This window comes from Methanobacterium sp. (assembly GCA_030017655.1).
Taxonomy (GTDB): domain Archaea; phylum Methanobacteriota; class Methanobacteria; order Methanobacteriales; family Methanobacteriaceae; genus Methanobacterium_D.
The window spans coordinates 1-14,489 of sequence record JASEIM010000022.1; the positions used below are offsets into that span (position 1 = coordinate 1).

Here is a 14,489-nt window from a genome sequence, read left to right on the forward strand (position 1 = left end):
GAAATAAGTGTTGAAGAAATGGCAGAATATCTGAATATTGATGTTGAAACCTACAAAGAATATGAAGATGGAGTTTCTGATATTCCTGCAAGCATTCTATATGAAATTGCGCATAAATTTGACGTTGATATGGGTCTGTTACTTACTGGTGAAGAGACAAGGATGCATATCTTCACAATCACAAGGAAAGGTAAAGGAGCTGCAGTAGAAAGGCGCAAGCAGTACAAATATGAGAACCTTGCTGAAAAATTCATTCACAAAAAAGCAGAACCTTTTATTGTTACTGTTGAACCAAAGGATGAAACACCTTCTAAAAATTCACATCCAGGACAGGAGTTTGATTATGTCCTTGAGGGGACTTTAAAGATTTACATACATAATAATGAGATTATTTTAAATGAAGGGGATTCAATATTCTATGATTCCTCATACGAGCATGCAATGGAAGCATTAAACGATAAACCAGCTAGATTCCTTGCAATAGTCATGTAATCACAAAAAGGAGTTATAAAATGTCTTCACTATTAAATAAATTCGTTTCAAGGGTTGAGTTTGAATCATACGAAGATTTTAAAGAAAATTTCAGGATAAATGTTCCGGATAATTTCAATTTTGCCTATGATGTTGTTGATGAGTATGCAGAAAAAATTCCAGATAAAATAGCCATGGTCTGGTGCGATGATCATGATAATGACCGTGTATTTACCTTTGCAGATATGAAATATTACAGCGATAAAGCAGCCAACTTCTTCATAAAATGTGGAATTAAAAAAGGCGATACAGTAATGCTTACACTTAAAGCACGTTATGAATTCTGGTTCTGTATTTTAGGACTTCATAAAATAGGTGCAATAGCAATTCCAGCCACTCACATGCTTAGATCTGAAGACATCGTATACAGAGTAGAGCAGGCAAAAATTAAAATGGTAGTCTGCATCGCTGAGGACGGCGTTCCAGAGTATTTTGACGAAGCAGATGAAGAATTAAAAGACTTTGAACTTATAAAAGCCATTGTTGGTGATAAAGATAAAGAAGGATGGCTTAATTTCAGGAAAGAGATTGAAGAAGCTCCCCTTGAATTTGAACGCCCATCTGGAGATGCAAATACTACAAACCATGATGTTTCATTAGTATATTTCTCCTCAGGAACTACTGGACTCCCCAAAATGATTCAACATGATTACACTTACCCTTTAGCCCATATAATCACTGCAAAATACTGGCAGAATGTGGTTGATGATGGACTTCATTATACAGTTGCTGATACCGGCTGGGCAAAGTCAGTCTGGGGCCAAATATATGGACAGTGGATATCTGGCAGCGCGGTTTTTGTATACGATTACGAAAGATTTGATGCTGCAAAAATGCTTGAAAAAGCCTCAAAATATGGAGTTACAACTTACTGTGCTCCTCCAACAATCTACAGATTCTTAATAAAAGAGGATTTATCAAAATATGATTTCTCAACTTTAGAATATGCTGTAACTGCTGGAGAACCATTAAATCCTGAAGTTTACAACAAATTTTATGAATTTACCGGTTTAAAACTTAGAGAAGGATTCGGTCAGACAGAAACTGTAGTATCTGTTGCTAATTTCCCATGGATAGAACCAAGACCTGGATCAATGGGTAAACCTGCACCAATCTACAACATTATAATTGTAGATAAAGAAAATAAACCGTCAGATATTGGAGAAGAAGGCGAAATTGTCATTAAAACTGAGGGTGAAAACCCAATAGGTGTATTTGGAGGTTATTATTTAACTCCAGAAAAAACTAAAGAAGTATGGTACGATGGATATTATCATACTGGTGATACTGCCTGGATGGATGAAGATGGATACATATGGTTTGTTGGAAGGACAGACGACATGATTAAAAGTTCAGGTTACAGAATTGGCCCCTTCGAAGTGGAAAGTGCTGTTATATCTCATCCTGCTGTTTTAGAATGTGCTATAACAGGGTTTCCAGACCCTGTAAGAGGGCAGGTTGTTAAGGCAACAATTGTGCTTACCAATGACTATCAACCTTCAGAAGAATTGAAAAAAGAGATTCAAAATCATGTTAAAAAGGTAACAGCACCTTATAAATACCCCCGTGTAATTGAATTTGTGGACGAGCTCCCAAAAACAATAAGCGGAAAAATAAGGAGAGTAGAGATACGGAGCCATGACCAGGAATAGAGATTAATTAAATTTTGTAGGGGATTTAACCCTATTTTTGTTTTTTAAATTTCAATGAATTAAACTTAGAAGGATATATTATGAAATCATCAGAGAAAAGAGAACCGTACCCTGTAATTAATATCTTGGAATGTAAAGCTTGTGAAAGATGCATTATTGCATGCAAAAAAGGCGTTTTAAAGATGAGCGATGACATTAATGAAAGAGGGTACCATTACGTAGTTTACGAAGGAGAAGGGTGCTCAGGATGTGGTGATTGTTATTATACCTGTCCAGAACCCTTAGCAATCGAAGTTCATATTCCAAAAAAAGCTAAAAAAGAGGAGGATTAAACATGGCAACTCAGCTAATAAGAGGAAACACAGCAGTTATAATAGGAGCCATGTATGCAGGATGTGACTGTTATTTTGGATATCCAATTACCCCTGCAAGTGAAATCCTTCATGAAGCCTCTAAATATTTCCCAATGGTAGGAAGGAAATTTGTACAAGCAGAGTCAGAAGAAGCAGCCATAAACATGGTTTACGGCGGTGCTGCAGCAGGACACAGAGTAATGACAGCCTCATCCGGCCCTGGAATAAGTTTAAAACAGGAAGGAATATCATTTTTAGCAGGCGCAGAATTACCCTGCGTTATAGTAGATGTTATGAGAGCAGGGCCTGGCTTGGGGAATATTGGACCAGAACAGGGCGATTATAATCAGCTTGTTAAAGGTGGAGGTCATGGTAACTACAGAAATATTGTTTTAGCCCCGAATTCTGTTCAGGAAATGTGCGATTTCACCATGAAAGCATTTGAAATTGCAGAAAAATGGAGGAATCCGGTTATAATCATTGCAGATGCTGTTTTAGGGCAAATGATAGAACCACTTCACTTCCCTGAAAAAGCGGTTGAACCTGAAATCGACACTTCATGGGCAGTCTGCGGAAATAAAGAAACAATGGGAAACCTTGTTACATCCATATTCCTGGATTTTGACCAGTTAGAAGAGTTTAACTTCAAAGTTCAGGAGAAATATGAAAAAATAAAAAAATCTGAAGTTGATTATGAGGAATATCAAATAGATGATGCTGAAATAGTCCTTGTATCCTATGGAATAAGCAGCAGAATAGCAAGATCTGCAGTGGATCTTGCAAGAAGTGAAGGAATTAAAGCAGGGCTATTCAGGCCCAAAACTCTATTTCCATTCCCTGAAAAAGAATTAAAAAAGATTGCTGATGAGTTAAATCCCAAATTTATATCTGTGGAGATGAGCAACGGCCAGATGTGTGAAGATATAAAGATGGCAGTTGAATGCAGGGATGTAGAACTTGTAAATCGTATGGGTGGAAATATTATCGAATTAAATGATATAATGACCAAGATTAGAGAAGTAAGGGGAGGAAAATAATATGGATGAAAAAATCATCGGAAAACCTAAATCATTATATGATGAATTTCCAAGAAAAGGTGGAAGCTCCCCAACAGCAACACATTACTGTCCAGGCTGTGGTCATGGAATATTACATAAACTCATTGGAGAAGCCATGGATGAGCTCCAAATACAGGATAGATCCATTATGACAAGCCCCGTAGGATGTGCAGTATTCGCTTACTACTATTTTGACTGTGGAAACGTCCAAACAGCCCATGGAAGAGCACCAGCAGTTGGAACCGGACTTTCAAGGGCAGAAGATGATGCAATTGTCATGCTTTACCAGGGAGATGGTGATTTAGCATCGATAGGATTAAATGAAACAATCCAAGCTGCTAATCGTGGCGAAAAAATGGCAGTATTTTTTATAAACAATACTGTTTATGGAATGACTGGAGGGCAGATGGCACCAACAACCTTAATTGGAGAGGTTACAGTAACCTGTCCTGAAGGAAGAGACCCCAGATTTACCGGATATCCGCTGCACATGTGCGAGCTTATAGATAATTTGAATGCCCCTGTATTTATTGAAAGAGTTTCACTTTCAGATGTTAAACACATAAGAAAAGCTAAAAGAGCTATTAAGAAGGCTCTTGAAGTGCAAAGGGACGGTAAAGGTTATGCCTTTGTCGAAGTCCTATCCCCCTGCCCAACCAATTTGAGGCATGATGCATTAGGGGCTGAAAAGTTCCTTAACGAAGAAATGGAGAAAGAATTCCCTGTTAAAAACTTTAGAGATAGAATCAAGGAAGTTGAACCCCTTTGTAGAGGTGCAAGCGACTTTTCAAAGGAATCACTGGATAAAATCTTTAATGTGGTTGGTGAAAGCAGTGAAGATGCAGTAGATGACCCTGATTATAAAGAAAGAAGTATAAAAATCACAGGATTTGGTGGTCAGGGAGTACTAAGTATGGGACTTACTATCGCTGAAGCAGGAATGAAAGCAAGACGCCATGTGTCTTATTATCCCTCCTATGGACCTGAACAGAGAGGAGGAGCATCTAACTGCGTTGTAGTCATTTCTGGAAGCGTGATAGGTTCCCCTGCTGTCCATGAGGTAGATACCCTTGTATCCCTTAACAGACCTTCCCTCGAAGAATTCAAGGGAGAAGTAAAAAAGGGCGGTTTAATTGTCTATGATTCTGCAATAGGAGAATTTGAAGCACCTGAAGGTGTTGAAGCAATTTCAGTTCCGGCTTTCAAGATTGCAAAGGAACATGGAGTTAAAAGGGCAGGTAACACTGTTCTACTTGGTGTTTTAATGGCCCTAGGACGTGCCGGACTATCTGAAGATATGTTTAAAAAAGCGATTGAACATACCTTCTCTAAAAAGCCTGAATTAATCCCAATAAACTTAGAAATACTCGAAGCGGGTAAACAATGGGCTCTGGAGAATCTGTGTTAAATATCTTTTAAAATAATTAGGTTAAGTCCTATTTAACGGGGCTTAAACTTCCTAATTTTTCTTTTTTGGGTTTACGTGATTTTTTAGCCAGTTTAAAACTATTTTTAAATGGTTTCCAGTACATGTGCACATGGAAAAATGTTGTAACAACCATAACAATTGCTGCTACAGCATGCCAGAAGGTTATTGTCTGATTCAAAGGAGAATGAATCCCAAAATTTATGAAAAGGGTTAATTCCATACCTGTAATTCCTGTAACCAGGAAACTTACAGTTATTATCATATTCCATAATTTTTTATGGGATTTTAGCTTAATAATCCTTTTTTTATTCATTATATGAGTAACTATATATGATAATGACAGGATCAATGTTATGGGCAGTAAATAATAGCTCTGCTTGCTTTCTGCCCCCTTATCATTATTTTCCTCTAACAGTGCTGTTGAATTTGTTTCATTTGACTGATCAACTTCATTTACAGTTCCTGAGTTTTCTGTGGATGTGTCCTGTGTGGTTTCAGTACCGGTAGTCGGTGCTGACTGTGAATGATCGCAGATTCCGTCATTATTTGTATCTATATATCTGGAGCATTCTCCAGGGTAAGGGCAGTCAGTAACGCCTAAAGGGCAATCTTCCCATGCATAGATTGGAGATGGGGCAAATAAGAATACTACCATGATAATTATCCATATTTTTCTAATTTTATCCACCGCCATTTAACTTAATACGACTTTTTGGAATGATTTCCAGTAAGAGTGAATATGAAGAATTGATATTACAAATAAAGCAATACCAACTTCAACATGCCAGAAATTCAAAAATGCCAGTTCAGGAATGTTTATACCGTATTCCAGTCGAAAAAGTACCAGCATACCGAAACCTGCTGAAATTAAAAAGCTTATGAGCAGCATTATATTCCATACCCTTACATGTATTGCCCTTCTAATTATTTTGAGCTTATATAGACTAAATGAACCAATATAAGCTAAAATTGGGGCTAATGAGTATGTAATTATATCATATGTCATTTTTAAACCTCAAATTATTAAATAAATAAAAAAAATAAGTTAATTTTTATTTACACAATTTCTGTTTCTTTGGTGCATTTGTTTTTGATCTGTAGTGCAGTTTTGTGTGCAATTAATTTTATTCTCACAATTTTGATTTTGAATACAGTTTACACCAGTACAGTTTTCACCGGTAGCCTGTAATTGAGGCTGGCTGTTTCCAGTTGTTCCTGAATATGCTGCATATCCTCCAGCTATAAGTAAAACAGCAGCTATTGCTATAATTAATGAAATATTTAATCTGTTCATTAAAAGCCTCCTTTCATATTATTTCCCATATAAAGTCCTAATAACTATACAATTTGCAATATTAGGGTTATAATTACACTTTTTTTAGTTTAATTAAATTTTATATAATAATACAGTGTATAACCTTTTAAAAATAGTTTTTCCCAAGTACATCCATAGTTTATCCCAAATTTATGCCAAATCCTACAAAAATTTGTAAAAAAAGCATATTAATTTTATTTATTCCCATGATATCTTCAACAATATAGATAAACCTATAAATTGAATTATGTTGGTTATTAGTAATGGTAAGCCCATTCCAGGCCCTCTAAATCCTCTAACTATAAATATAAACACTGTAAACATAAGATTCTGTATTAAAAGGAGTGAAATAAAGAGCAGAATGCCAAGTATAAATCTGGATTTAAATTCTCTGTAACTCCCCCAGTAAATATAAAGCAGACTCATTAAAAGGAAAATATTTATAATTCCAATTATACCTGCAAAAGAAACTAGCCCTGCATTATATGGCCCTATCCCCTGTCTTAATCCTTGATGTAAACCCATTTAGCTCCCTTCCTTGTTTTTATTTAATTTATTCCATATTTCTTTAAAAATAGAATAATTTTCCTCCATTTTATCAGAAAGAAAATACATCATACCATATTTCTCTCCGCTGGCTGTAATTATGTTATTTTTCTCCAGAACCTTTAAATGATGCCGGATGGTTTTATAATCCAGTTCAAGCTCTTCAGCAAGTTGATGGGCATTGTAAGGTCTTTCATTCAATTTATTAATTAACCGGGCCCTACTAACCCCACCTTTACCTGCAAACAGCCACCAAAGCACTTTCTTCATGAACAATCCCTATCAACTTAATATAATTAATATATATTTAAAACCTAATAAATCTGGCTTCAAGATTCAATTGTCTCCATAGTTTTTATTCCACCATAAATTATTGCAGATATATTCTATCAGTGATTTAAGCTAAATTAAAGTAAATATAAAAAAATCGAGATATTTTCATTTAATTCATTTAAAAAAATAAAATTTAAGTAAAGTTGAAGCCATAAATTAGTATTAATTGGTAAAATTTTACTAACGGTGGTTAAACCATGTCTGAGTTTTTATCTGGAGAAGATGTTTCAATAGTCCTGTGCGGTGAGGCAGGGCAGGGAATTCAAACCGTGGAAGAAATACTGGTCCAGGCCGTTAAACTTGAAGGATACAACGTATTTTCCTCAAAAGAATACATGTCAAGAATAAGGGGAGGAGAAAACTCCACTGAAATACGTGTATCCTCAAAAAGAGTAACTGCTTATGTTGATAGAATTGATATACTGATTGCAATCAGCAAAGGGGCCATAGATCACCTTGAAGAAAGAATATCCGAGGATACTGTTATAATTGGAGATGAAAAAACACTTGAAGAAGTAGAAAAAGAGGATGTAATTAAGATTCCATTTCTAAAAATGGCTGCAGAAATTGGAGGCCCCATATTTGCAAACATAATCGCTGCAGGGGCTCTTTGTAGAGTTCTAAATGTGGACAAAGAAACATTTGATGAATGCATAACTGCAATGTTTAAAAGAAAGGGTGAAGAAATCCTTCAAAAAGATCTGCAGGCAGGAGCAGAAGGCTATAAAATTGGGGAAGACTTTATCAGCTCTGGAAAATTTAATATAAAGATAAAAAAAGACCCAAAAATCAGGGACGAGATTCTTTTGAACGGGACTGATGCAGTGGGGCTTGGATGTATTGCAGGAGGCCTAAAGTTCATGTCTTCATACCCTATGACTCCCTCCACGCCGCTTCAAACATTTATTGCCGGACATTCCACAGAGTTTGGCATGATCTTTGAACAGGCAGAAGATGAGATAGCCGCAATAAATATGGGCCTTGGAGCCTCATATGCAGGGGCAAGAGCAATTGTAGCAACTTCAGGAAGTGGATTTGCACTTATGAGCGAAGGTGTTGGGCTATCGGGAATGATTGAAACCCCAATAGTTATATATCTTGCCCAGCGTCCCGGGCCGGCTGTTGGATTACCCACACGGACTGCCCAGGAAGATCTGAATCTTGCTCTTTATTCTTCCCCTGGTGAAACCCCAAAAGCCATATTTGCCCCTGGAAAATTTGAAGATGCGTTCTATTTAACGTATCATGCCTTTAATCTTGCAGATAAATACCAAATACCTGTCTTTATACTTTCTGATCAGTATTTTGCAGATATCTACTATAATCTGCCTGATATTGACTTATCCAACATTGAAACTCAAAAATATATCGTTGTAACTAGTGAAAACTACAGAAGATACGAAATAACCGAAAATGGGATATCTCCACGTGGAATTCCAGGATATGGTGAGGGCCTTGTAGTTGTGGATTCAGATGAACACGATATAGAAGGGCATATTACTGAAGATCTTCATTTAAGGAATAAAATGGTAGAAAAACGTCTGAAAAAGCTTGAAGGGATAAAAAGAGAGGTAATAGAACCAGAACTTGTAGGAAATGAAGATTATAAGGCTCTGGTTGTAGGATGGGGCTCTACTTATGGATCCATAAAAGAAGCTCTGGAAGTCATTGGAAGAGACGATATAGCGTTTTTACACTTCAAACAGGTCTATCCTCTTCATGAGAGCACCTTGAATTACCTTAAAAAGGCCCAAAAAACAATTATCTTTGAAAATAACGCTACTTCTCAATTTGGAAATCTTATAAAACTCCATACAGGGTTTGAGATTGATAATAAGGCTTTGAAATATAATGGAATGCCCTTTTCCGTTGAAGAAGTTACGCAACGCTTGAAAAGCTTCTTGGAGAGGATATAATGGATCCTAAAATCTTTGATGTTGAAGGTGCAGACGTGGCATGGTGCCCGGGATGCGGCGACTTCCCCATTCTAAAAACATTGAAAACCGCGCTTGCAGAACTTGAAATTGATCAAAAGCAGCTTGTACTGGCTTCAGGTATAGGTCAGGCTGGAAAACTTCCCCATTACCTTAAATCACACACTTATAACAGTCTTCATGGTAGAGCGCTGTCCCCTGCGACTGCAATTAAATCTGTGAATAGAGAACTTACGGTAATTGTTACAAGCGGCGACGGAGATATGTATGGGGAAGGAGGAAACCATCTTATGCACACAATCCGCCGAAACCCTGATATAACAGCCATTGTAATGAACAACATGGTTTACGGTTTAACCAAGGGTCAGGCGTCCCCCACAACCCAAAGGGATTTTAAAACCCCTTTACAGGTTGAAGGAGTATCTTTAGAACCATTTAACCCACTAGCAATTGCTATCGGTCTTGATGCATCATTTGTTGCCAGAACATTTGCCGGAGATATGAACCACATGAAAGAAATCTTCAAAAAGGCAATAACACATAAAGGATTTTCTCTTGTTGATGTATTCCAACCTTGCGTCACCTATAACAAAATAAACACCTATAAATGGTTTAGAGAAAATATATACCATCTTGATGAATCATATGACCCTTATGATAGAATTGAAGCTTTTAAAAAGGCAATAGAATTTCATAAATTCCCATTAGGAGTCTTATACATTAATCCAAATAAGATACCTTATGAAGATATCTTAGCAGTGTACAGGGAAGATGAAAGCCCCCTATATGAAAGAAAGGTTGATATGCAGAAACTAAAAGCCATTATTGATTCAAAGAGAACAATATAATACTCCATTTACTTTTTTCTGGTAATTCGATGAAAATAGGTTACCCCTCCTTAAACTGGACCATAGGATGCAATGGCGCTAAAACATTCCATTTAAAATCTTATTCACATGAAAAATTGATTGAAACTGTGGAAAATAATTTAAACTGCCTCCTTACCATGTTAAAATTCAATGTGAAAAATAATTTACTCTTTTTCAGAATTACCTCCAGATTAATCCCATTTGCATCGCATCCAGTAATGGATTTTGACTGGAAAGGCTATTTTAAGGAAAATTTCAATGAAATAAGTGATTTTATCAATGAAAACAATATAAGAATTTCCATGCATCCTGGACAATTCGTTGTTGTTAATTCTAAAGATGAGGAAGTGTTTGAAAGGAGTTTAAATGAGCTTAGATACCATTCCCATGTTTTTGACCTTTTGAAACTTGACAGTACCGCTAAAATACAGGTGCATGTGGGCGGAGTTTACGCCGATAAAGAAAAAAGTATGGAACGGTTTATAGGGCGATATAACGGTCTTAATAAGGCCATTAAAAGAAGACTGGTAATAGAAAACGATGAAAAAAGTTATAACCTTTCAGAATGTCTGAAAATAAGTGAAAAAACGGAAATTCCGGTTATATTCGATTATTTTCATCACGAACTTAATAATAACAGCCGTGAATTATACGTATGCTTTGAAAAATTTACAAAAACATGGAAAGCTGAAGATGGATTACCAATGGTGGATTACAGCTCTCAGAAGGAGGGAAAATCAAGGGGGACCCATATAGAATCAATAGATCTGGATCATTTTAAGAAATTTCTTAAAGATACAGAAGACTTTGATTTTGACATAATGCTGGAGATAAAAGATAAAGAAACAAGCGCCTTAAAGGCTGCGGATATTTTAAAGTATGATAAAAGGTTTATTCATAAGGAATTGTGAAATAAAAGGTAGATCCCTTCCCAACTTCTGATTCAACCCAAACATATCTTCCATGACATTCCATAATTCTTTTTACAATTGCCAGTCCAATTCCTGCCCCTTCATATTTCCCTATAGGATGTAATCTTTTGAATACTCCAAATATGCGCTTGATGTATTGTTCTTCTATTCCTATTCCATTATCCTGCACACTGAAAACGTGTTCACTGCCTTCTTTCCTTGCTGAAATATGAATTTTTGGATTTTCATCCTTTTTACGGAATTTAAGTGCATTTCCTATTAAATTTTGAAACACACTAGTTATCTGCTTTTCATCTGCAAAAACTACTGGCAATGGATCATGGGTAATTTTGGCGTTACATTTTTCAATGGAGGATTTTAAATTAGATATAGCATCTTCAAGGGATTCTTCGCTACTAAATTTTTTAAATTTATAGTCTTGGGTTCCTGCACGTGAATAATCCAGTAATCCTTGAATCATGCTTTTCATTCTTGTTGCTCCGCTTACCATATACTCCAGAAAATCATCAGCATCCTTATCAAACTTACCTCCATAACGGCGCTTCAGGAGACCAGCATAACTGGCCATAGTTCTAAGCGGCTCCTGCAAATCGTGACTAGTAATATAAGCAAAACTCTCCAATTCTTTATTGGAACGTTTTAGTTCATCTATAATTACTTTTAGTTTATTTTCAGCCTCTTTTATTCCTGTAATATCTCTTGCTGCTGCAAATACCCCAATAACTTCACCAGATTCATCTCTATAGACTGATGCATTATATAAAACAGGTGTTAAATGCCCATTTCTATGTCTAATTTCCAGTTCATAATCCCTGACTTCTCCTTCTCTAAATACGTGCTGATATCCCCTTCTAGCTTTTTCAGGCTCTGTAAAGTAATCCGAAAAATCAGTGCCAATTAAAAAATCCCTACTAAAACCCGTAACGGTTTCTGTAGATGCATTAACATCCGTAATTTTACCATCAGGGCCAATAGTAACCAAAGGATCTCGACTTGCTTCAATCAAGCTTCTGTTATAATTATAGGATATTTTTAACGATTCATTAGCTTCTTCCAGTTCTGCAGTACGTGCTTCAACCTGTTCTTCTAAATTATCATGCGCTTTTTTAAGGGCATTGCTGGAAAGAAGTCTGTCCATGGCGATTGATATATGATCTGCAACCGTCTTCATCACTTCTACCTCTTTACCAGTGAACTGGGTGCGTGATTTGGTTCCAAATAAAAGAGTGCCTATAATCTGACCTTTAATCATCAAAGGATGGCATGAGTAGGCCTGTAAACCATATGATTTTACGATATCTGTATTTTCATCTGGCGTTTCTAAAATATTTTCTGCAATGATTCCCCGTGACTCAAGAGCTGCACATCCAAAAACTGAAGCCCCATAATCCATCCATTTAATTTTATTCGCTTCTTCTTCAAGAATTCCACCATACGCATTCAAATGAAGACATCCTTTTTCTTCATCTACCATATAGTTGAAGAAAACATCACAGTGGAGAAACTGCATCGTTTTCTGGCAGAGATCGTCAATAATGGTTTGGGGACTTTCGCTGGTAAGCAGTCTGCTGGTGACATCTATTAAAAGTTCATTACGCTGCTGACTCCATAAAAGAGCTTTCTCTGCCTGTTTGCGCTCGGTAATGTCATGAACCATCCCTACTGATCGGATGATCTGACCTGATTCATCACGAATGTGTTCACATTTTTCATAGACAAAACGAATCTCACCAGATCCTCTTAAAATCCGATGTTCAATTTCATAAGTGTCTTTTTCATCACGTAATGAACCAAAATATGCTTCATCCACTGCCTGGCGGTCATCAGGATGTACTGCTTCAAGAAAAGCCCCATATGTAGCTTTAAATTCCTGCGGCTTAAGGCCAAAGATCCTGTATACCTCATCTGACCAGAATAAATGGTTGTTAAGGAGATCAAGCTCCCAACTACCAATATGTGCAATTTCCTGGGACCTGTTCATCCTTTTCTCGCTTTCCTCTAACTCATGGTTAATGCGTATTAAACCTTCACCCTGCTGTCGAAGTTTTTCATTGGCTATTTGAAGTTCTTCATTTAAAACTTCCAGTTCCTCAGCAATTTGCTGGGTTCCTTCTAAAAGGCCTTTAATTCGTTCTTCCGATTTTTTACGCTCAGTAATATCGCGTGCTACATGAACGCTTCCCATAATTTTTCCCGCTGAATCATAAAGCGGTGATGCGCTGACAATGAAATCACCACCTAAAACTTCTTCATGAATTTCTGTGGTGTGTTCAAGCCCATCAGAAAGCAACTGGCTATGCGGACAGGGAGAAGGAGATTCTCTTGCTCCATGAACAGCATAATAACAGGGCAGACCAACACATTCATCTGGAGTAACGCCTAATTTCGCGGCCATGGCTTTATTTGCACGAATGACTCTGTGTTTTCTGTCAAGTATGGCTATTAAATCTGGGACTGCGTTAAAAGTTTGTTCCCAATCCTTTTTAGCCTGAATAGCTTCATTTTTTGTCTGTTTATTCTCAGAATTTTCAATCAAATCCCACTTCCCCTCACGCTTAGTAAGGGCAAACTCATGATTATTGACAACATCTATGATTTCCGCTGCTGTACACTTATCCAGGCAATATGTACAGAGGGCTATCATTCGATACTTACCTATTACGTTATTTATAGCCTCTTCATAATCAACAAAATCTTTCCAGCCTTCTTTTTCAAGCCAGAACGTATTTCCAGTCAGTCTTAAACCTTCATAACCCTTGGCAATGGCCTTATTCAGCTTGGAAATCCAGCCGTTCAGTATTCTATTTGAATCGAAATCACCATCTATTACATACCATTCGGTATAGGGAATGATTTCGATCTGTCCTTTCTCCAGATAATAATGAATATCCGGAACTGCTTTTTCCAGCGCTTCTTTTGCTTCCTCTACTGAAAGAGGTTCAGATGTAACCCACATGCAAAATTCGTTATTTTCAAGACCTGCTTTAAAGTAAGGGACAAGAACATCAACTAAATCTTCTTTTGTCTTGTAAAACTGGCAGAAATGAGTCCCCCATGGAGTATCCCCAACTAGGTCAATACCTGACTTTCTCAATTCCATTTTATTTTCCCCTTTAATGCCTTCTTAATGGAACATCAGCGCTTAAAACTCCCCTTTTTTTATGATAATAATCGGTTTTAAAAATAATTGAATAAAGTTTGTCATAGTTACTTTAATCTTTTACTATTTAAAGGTGAATAGTGAACTATTTAAAACCAGTATTTCTGTATTTAAATTGTTTGTGATTGATAACTCATAAAAATAGGATGTATGGTACTTTTTTGAGAGAAAAATAATTGATTTATGTTTCATGCAAATATTTGCTTTAAAATAAGGAACAAAGGGGATACTAATAACTTAAAATCAGAAATTTTAGTGCCGGGGGCGGGATTCGAACCCGCGGCCTCACGGTATCCCAGGAAAAAGTCAGAGCACTGCTTAAATACCCTATGAGCCGTGCGCTCTAACCAGCTGAGCCACCCCGGCGTGGCTTTTCA

At 36.7% G+C, this 14,489-nt stretch carries 14 protein-coding genes and 1 tRNA gene; 8 read left to right on the forward strand and 7 right to left on the reverse strand.

The annotated features are described in order from the left end of the window. The 5 genes from QMD61_09265 to QMD61_09285 form a co-directional block, all read left to right on the forward strand. The coding region (locus QMD61_09265; protein ID MDI6724818.1) for a cupin domain-containing protein at window positions 1-492 on the forward strand (492 nt) is incomplete at its 5' end. Between the two features lie 20 nt (window positions 493-512). Then, window positions 513-2,183 (forward strand): AMP-binding protein, encoded by a 1,671-nt coding sequence (locus QMD61_09270; protein MDI6724819.1) that lies wholly within the window; start codon window positions 513-515, stop codon window positions 2,181-2,183. An 80-nt stretch (window positions 2,184-2,263) separates the two neighbouring features. Continuing rightward, window positions 2,264-2,515, forward strand: a complete 252-nt coding sequence (locus QMD61_09275; GenBank protein ID MDI6724820.1) for a ferredoxin family protein — start codon at window positions 2,264-2,266, stop codon at window positions 2,513-2,515. A 2-nt stretch (window positions 2,516-2,517) separates the two neighbouring features. Beyond that, window positions 2,518-3,573 (forward strand): 3-methyl-2-oxobutanoate dehydrogenase subunit VorB, encoded by a 1,056-nt coding sequence (vorB, locus tag QMD61_09280; GenBank protein MDI6724821.1) that lies wholly within the window; start codon window positions 2,518-2,520, stop codon window positions 3,571-3,573. A 1-nt stretch (window position 3,574) separates the two neighbouring features. Next, entirely contained in the window at window positions 3,575-5,002 is a 1,428-nt protein-coding gene (locus QMD61_09285; protein MDI6724822.1) for a 2-oxoacid:acceptor oxidoreductase family protein, read from the forward strand. A 28-nt stretch (window positions 5,003-5,030) separates the two neighbouring features. Here QMD61_09285 and QMD61_09290 read toward each other — a convergent pair whose 3' ends face one another. The 5 genes from QMD61_09290 to QMD61_09310 all read right to left on the reverse strand — a co-directional run bounded on the left by QMD61_09290 (window position 5,031) and on the right by QMD61_09310 (window position 7,154). Beyond that, window positions 5,031-5,678 carry a hypothetical protein gene (locus QMD61_09290; GenBank protein ID MDI6724823.1) on the reverse strand — a complete coding sequence of 216 codons (648 nt, stop codon included), beginning with the start codon at window positions 5,676-5,678 and terminating at the stop codon, window positions 5,031-5,033. Window positions 5,679-5,717: 39 nt separating this feature from the next. Next, window positions 5,718-6,029 (reverse strand): hypothetical protein, encoded by a 312-nt coding sequence (locus QMD61_09295; protein MDI6724824.1) that lies wholly within the window; start codon window positions 6,027-6,029, stop codon window positions 5,718-5,720. 39 nt (window positions 6,030-6,068) lie between these two features. Next, on the reverse strand, window positions 6,069-6,317 hold the full coding sequence (locus QMD61_09300) for a hypothetical protein (GenBank protein MDI6724825.1): 249 nt from the start codon (window positions 6,315-6,317) through the stop codon (window positions 6,069-6,071). A gap of 219 nt (window positions 6,318-6,536) precedes the next feature. Then, window positions 6,537-6,863: a hypothetical protein gene (locus QMD61_09305; GenBank protein ID MDI6724826.1), complete on the reverse strand. Its 327-nt coding sequence runs from the start codon at window positions 6,861-6,863 to the stop codon at window positions 6,537-6,539. Beyond that, window positions 6,864-7,154, reverse strand: a complete 291-nt coding sequence (locus tag QMD61_09310; protein MDI6724827.1) for a winged helix-turn-helix domain-containing protein — start codon at window positions 7,152-7,154, stop codon at window positions 6,864-6,866. It abuts the gene before it with no gap. Between the two features lie 260 nt (window positions 7,155-7,414). Here QMD61_09310 and QMD61_09315 point away from each other — a divergent pair, with 260 nt between their 5' ends. Genes QMD61_09315 through uvsE form a run of 3 tightly spaced genes read left to right on the forward strand, consistent with a single transcriptional unit; the run spans window position 7,415 to window position 10,931 of the window. Further along, window positions 7,415-9,133, forward strand: coding sequence for a 2-oxoacid:acceptor oxidoreductase subunit alpha (locus QMD61_09315; protein ID MDI6724828.1), 1,719 nt, complete (start codon window positions 7,415-7,417; stop codon window positions 9,131-9,133). Next, window positions 9,133-9,999, forward strand: coding sequence for a thiamine pyrophosphate-dependent enzyme (locus QMD61_09320; protein MDI6724829.1), 867 nt, complete (start codon window positions 9,133-9,135; stop codon window positions 9,997-9,999). Before QMD61_09315 ends, QMD61_09320 begins: the two co-directional genes overlap by 1 nt. A 29-nt stretch (window positions 10,000-10,028) precedes the next feature. Continuing rightward, a complete protein-coding gene (uvsE, locus tag QMD61_09325; protein ID MDI6724830.1) occupies window positions 10,029-10,931 on the forward strand; it encodes a UV DNA damage repair endonuclease UvsE in 903 nt (300 codons plus the stop codon). Here uvsE and QMD61_09330 read toward each other — a convergent pair. After that, entirely contained in the window at window positions 10,912-14,052 is a 3,141-nt protein-coding gene (locus QMD61_09330) for a PAS domain S-box protein (GenBank protein MDI6724831.1), read from the reverse strand. The two genes, uvsE and QMD61_09330, sit on opposite strands and share 20 nt — an antisense overlap. A 316-nt stretch (window positions 14,053-14,368) precedes the next feature. Then, a tRNA-Met gene (locus QMD61_09335) sits at window positions 14,369-14,478 on the reverse strand. Window positions 14,479-14,489 lie beyond the last annotated feature (11 nt).

What these genes read in the sequence shown, in the direction of transcription:
- QMD61_09305 (MDI6724826.1), bottom strand. Translation starts at nt 6,863, where the DNA reads ATGGGTTTACATCAAGGATTAAGACAGGGGATAGGGCCATATAATGCA.
- uvsE (MDI6724830.1), top strand. Translation starts at nt 10,029, where the DNA reads ATGAAAATAGGTTACCCCTCCTTAAACTGGACCATAGGATGCAATGGC.
- QMD61_09315 (MDI6724828.1), top strand. Translation starts at nt 7,415, where the DNA reads ATGTCTGAGTTTTTATCTGGAGAAGATGTTTCAATAGTCCTGTGCGGT.
- QMD61_09275 (MDI6724820.1), top strand. Translation starts at nt 2,264, where the DNA reads ATGAAATCATCAGAGAAAAGAGAACCGTACCCTGTAATTAATATCTTG.
- QMD61_09330 (MDI6724831.1), bottom strand. Translation starts at nt 14,052, where the DNA reads ATGGAATTGAGAAAGTCAGGTATTGACCTAGTTGGGGATACTCCATGG.
- QMD61_09270 (MDI6724819.1), top strand. Translation starts at nt 513, where the DNA reads ATGTCTTCACTATTAAATAAATTCGTTTCAAGGGTTGAGTTTGAATCA.
- QMD61_09310 (MDI6724827.1), bottom strand. Translation starts at nt 7,154, where the DNA reads ATGAAGAAAGTGCTTTGGTGGCTGTTTGCAGGTAAAGGTGGGGTTAGT.
- QMD61_09285 (MDI6724822.1), top strand. Translation starts at nt 3,575, where the DNA reads ATGGATGAAAAAATCATCGGAAAACCTAAATCATTATATGATGAATTT.
- QMD61_09290 (MDI6724823.1), bottom strand. Translation starts at nt 5,678, where the DNA reads ATGGTAGTATTCTTATTTGCCCCATCTCCAATCTATGCATGGGAAGAT.
- vorB (MDI6724821.1), top strand. Translation starts at nt 2,518, where the DNA reads ATGGCAACTCAGCTAATAAGAGGAAACACAGCAGTTATAATAGGAGCC.
- QMD61_09300 (MDI6724825.1), bottom strand. Translation starts at nt 6,317, where the DNA reads ATGAACAGATTAAATATTTCATTAATTATAGCAATAGCTGCTGTTTTA.
- QMD61_09320 (MDI6724829.1), top strand. Translation starts at nt 9,133, where the DNA reads ATGGATCCTAAAATCTTTGATGTTGAAGGTGCAGACGTGGCATGGTGC.
- QMD61_09295 (MDI6724824.1), bottom strand. Translation starts at nt 6,029, where the DNA reads ATGACATATGATATAATTACATACTCATTAGCCCCAATTTTAGCTTAT.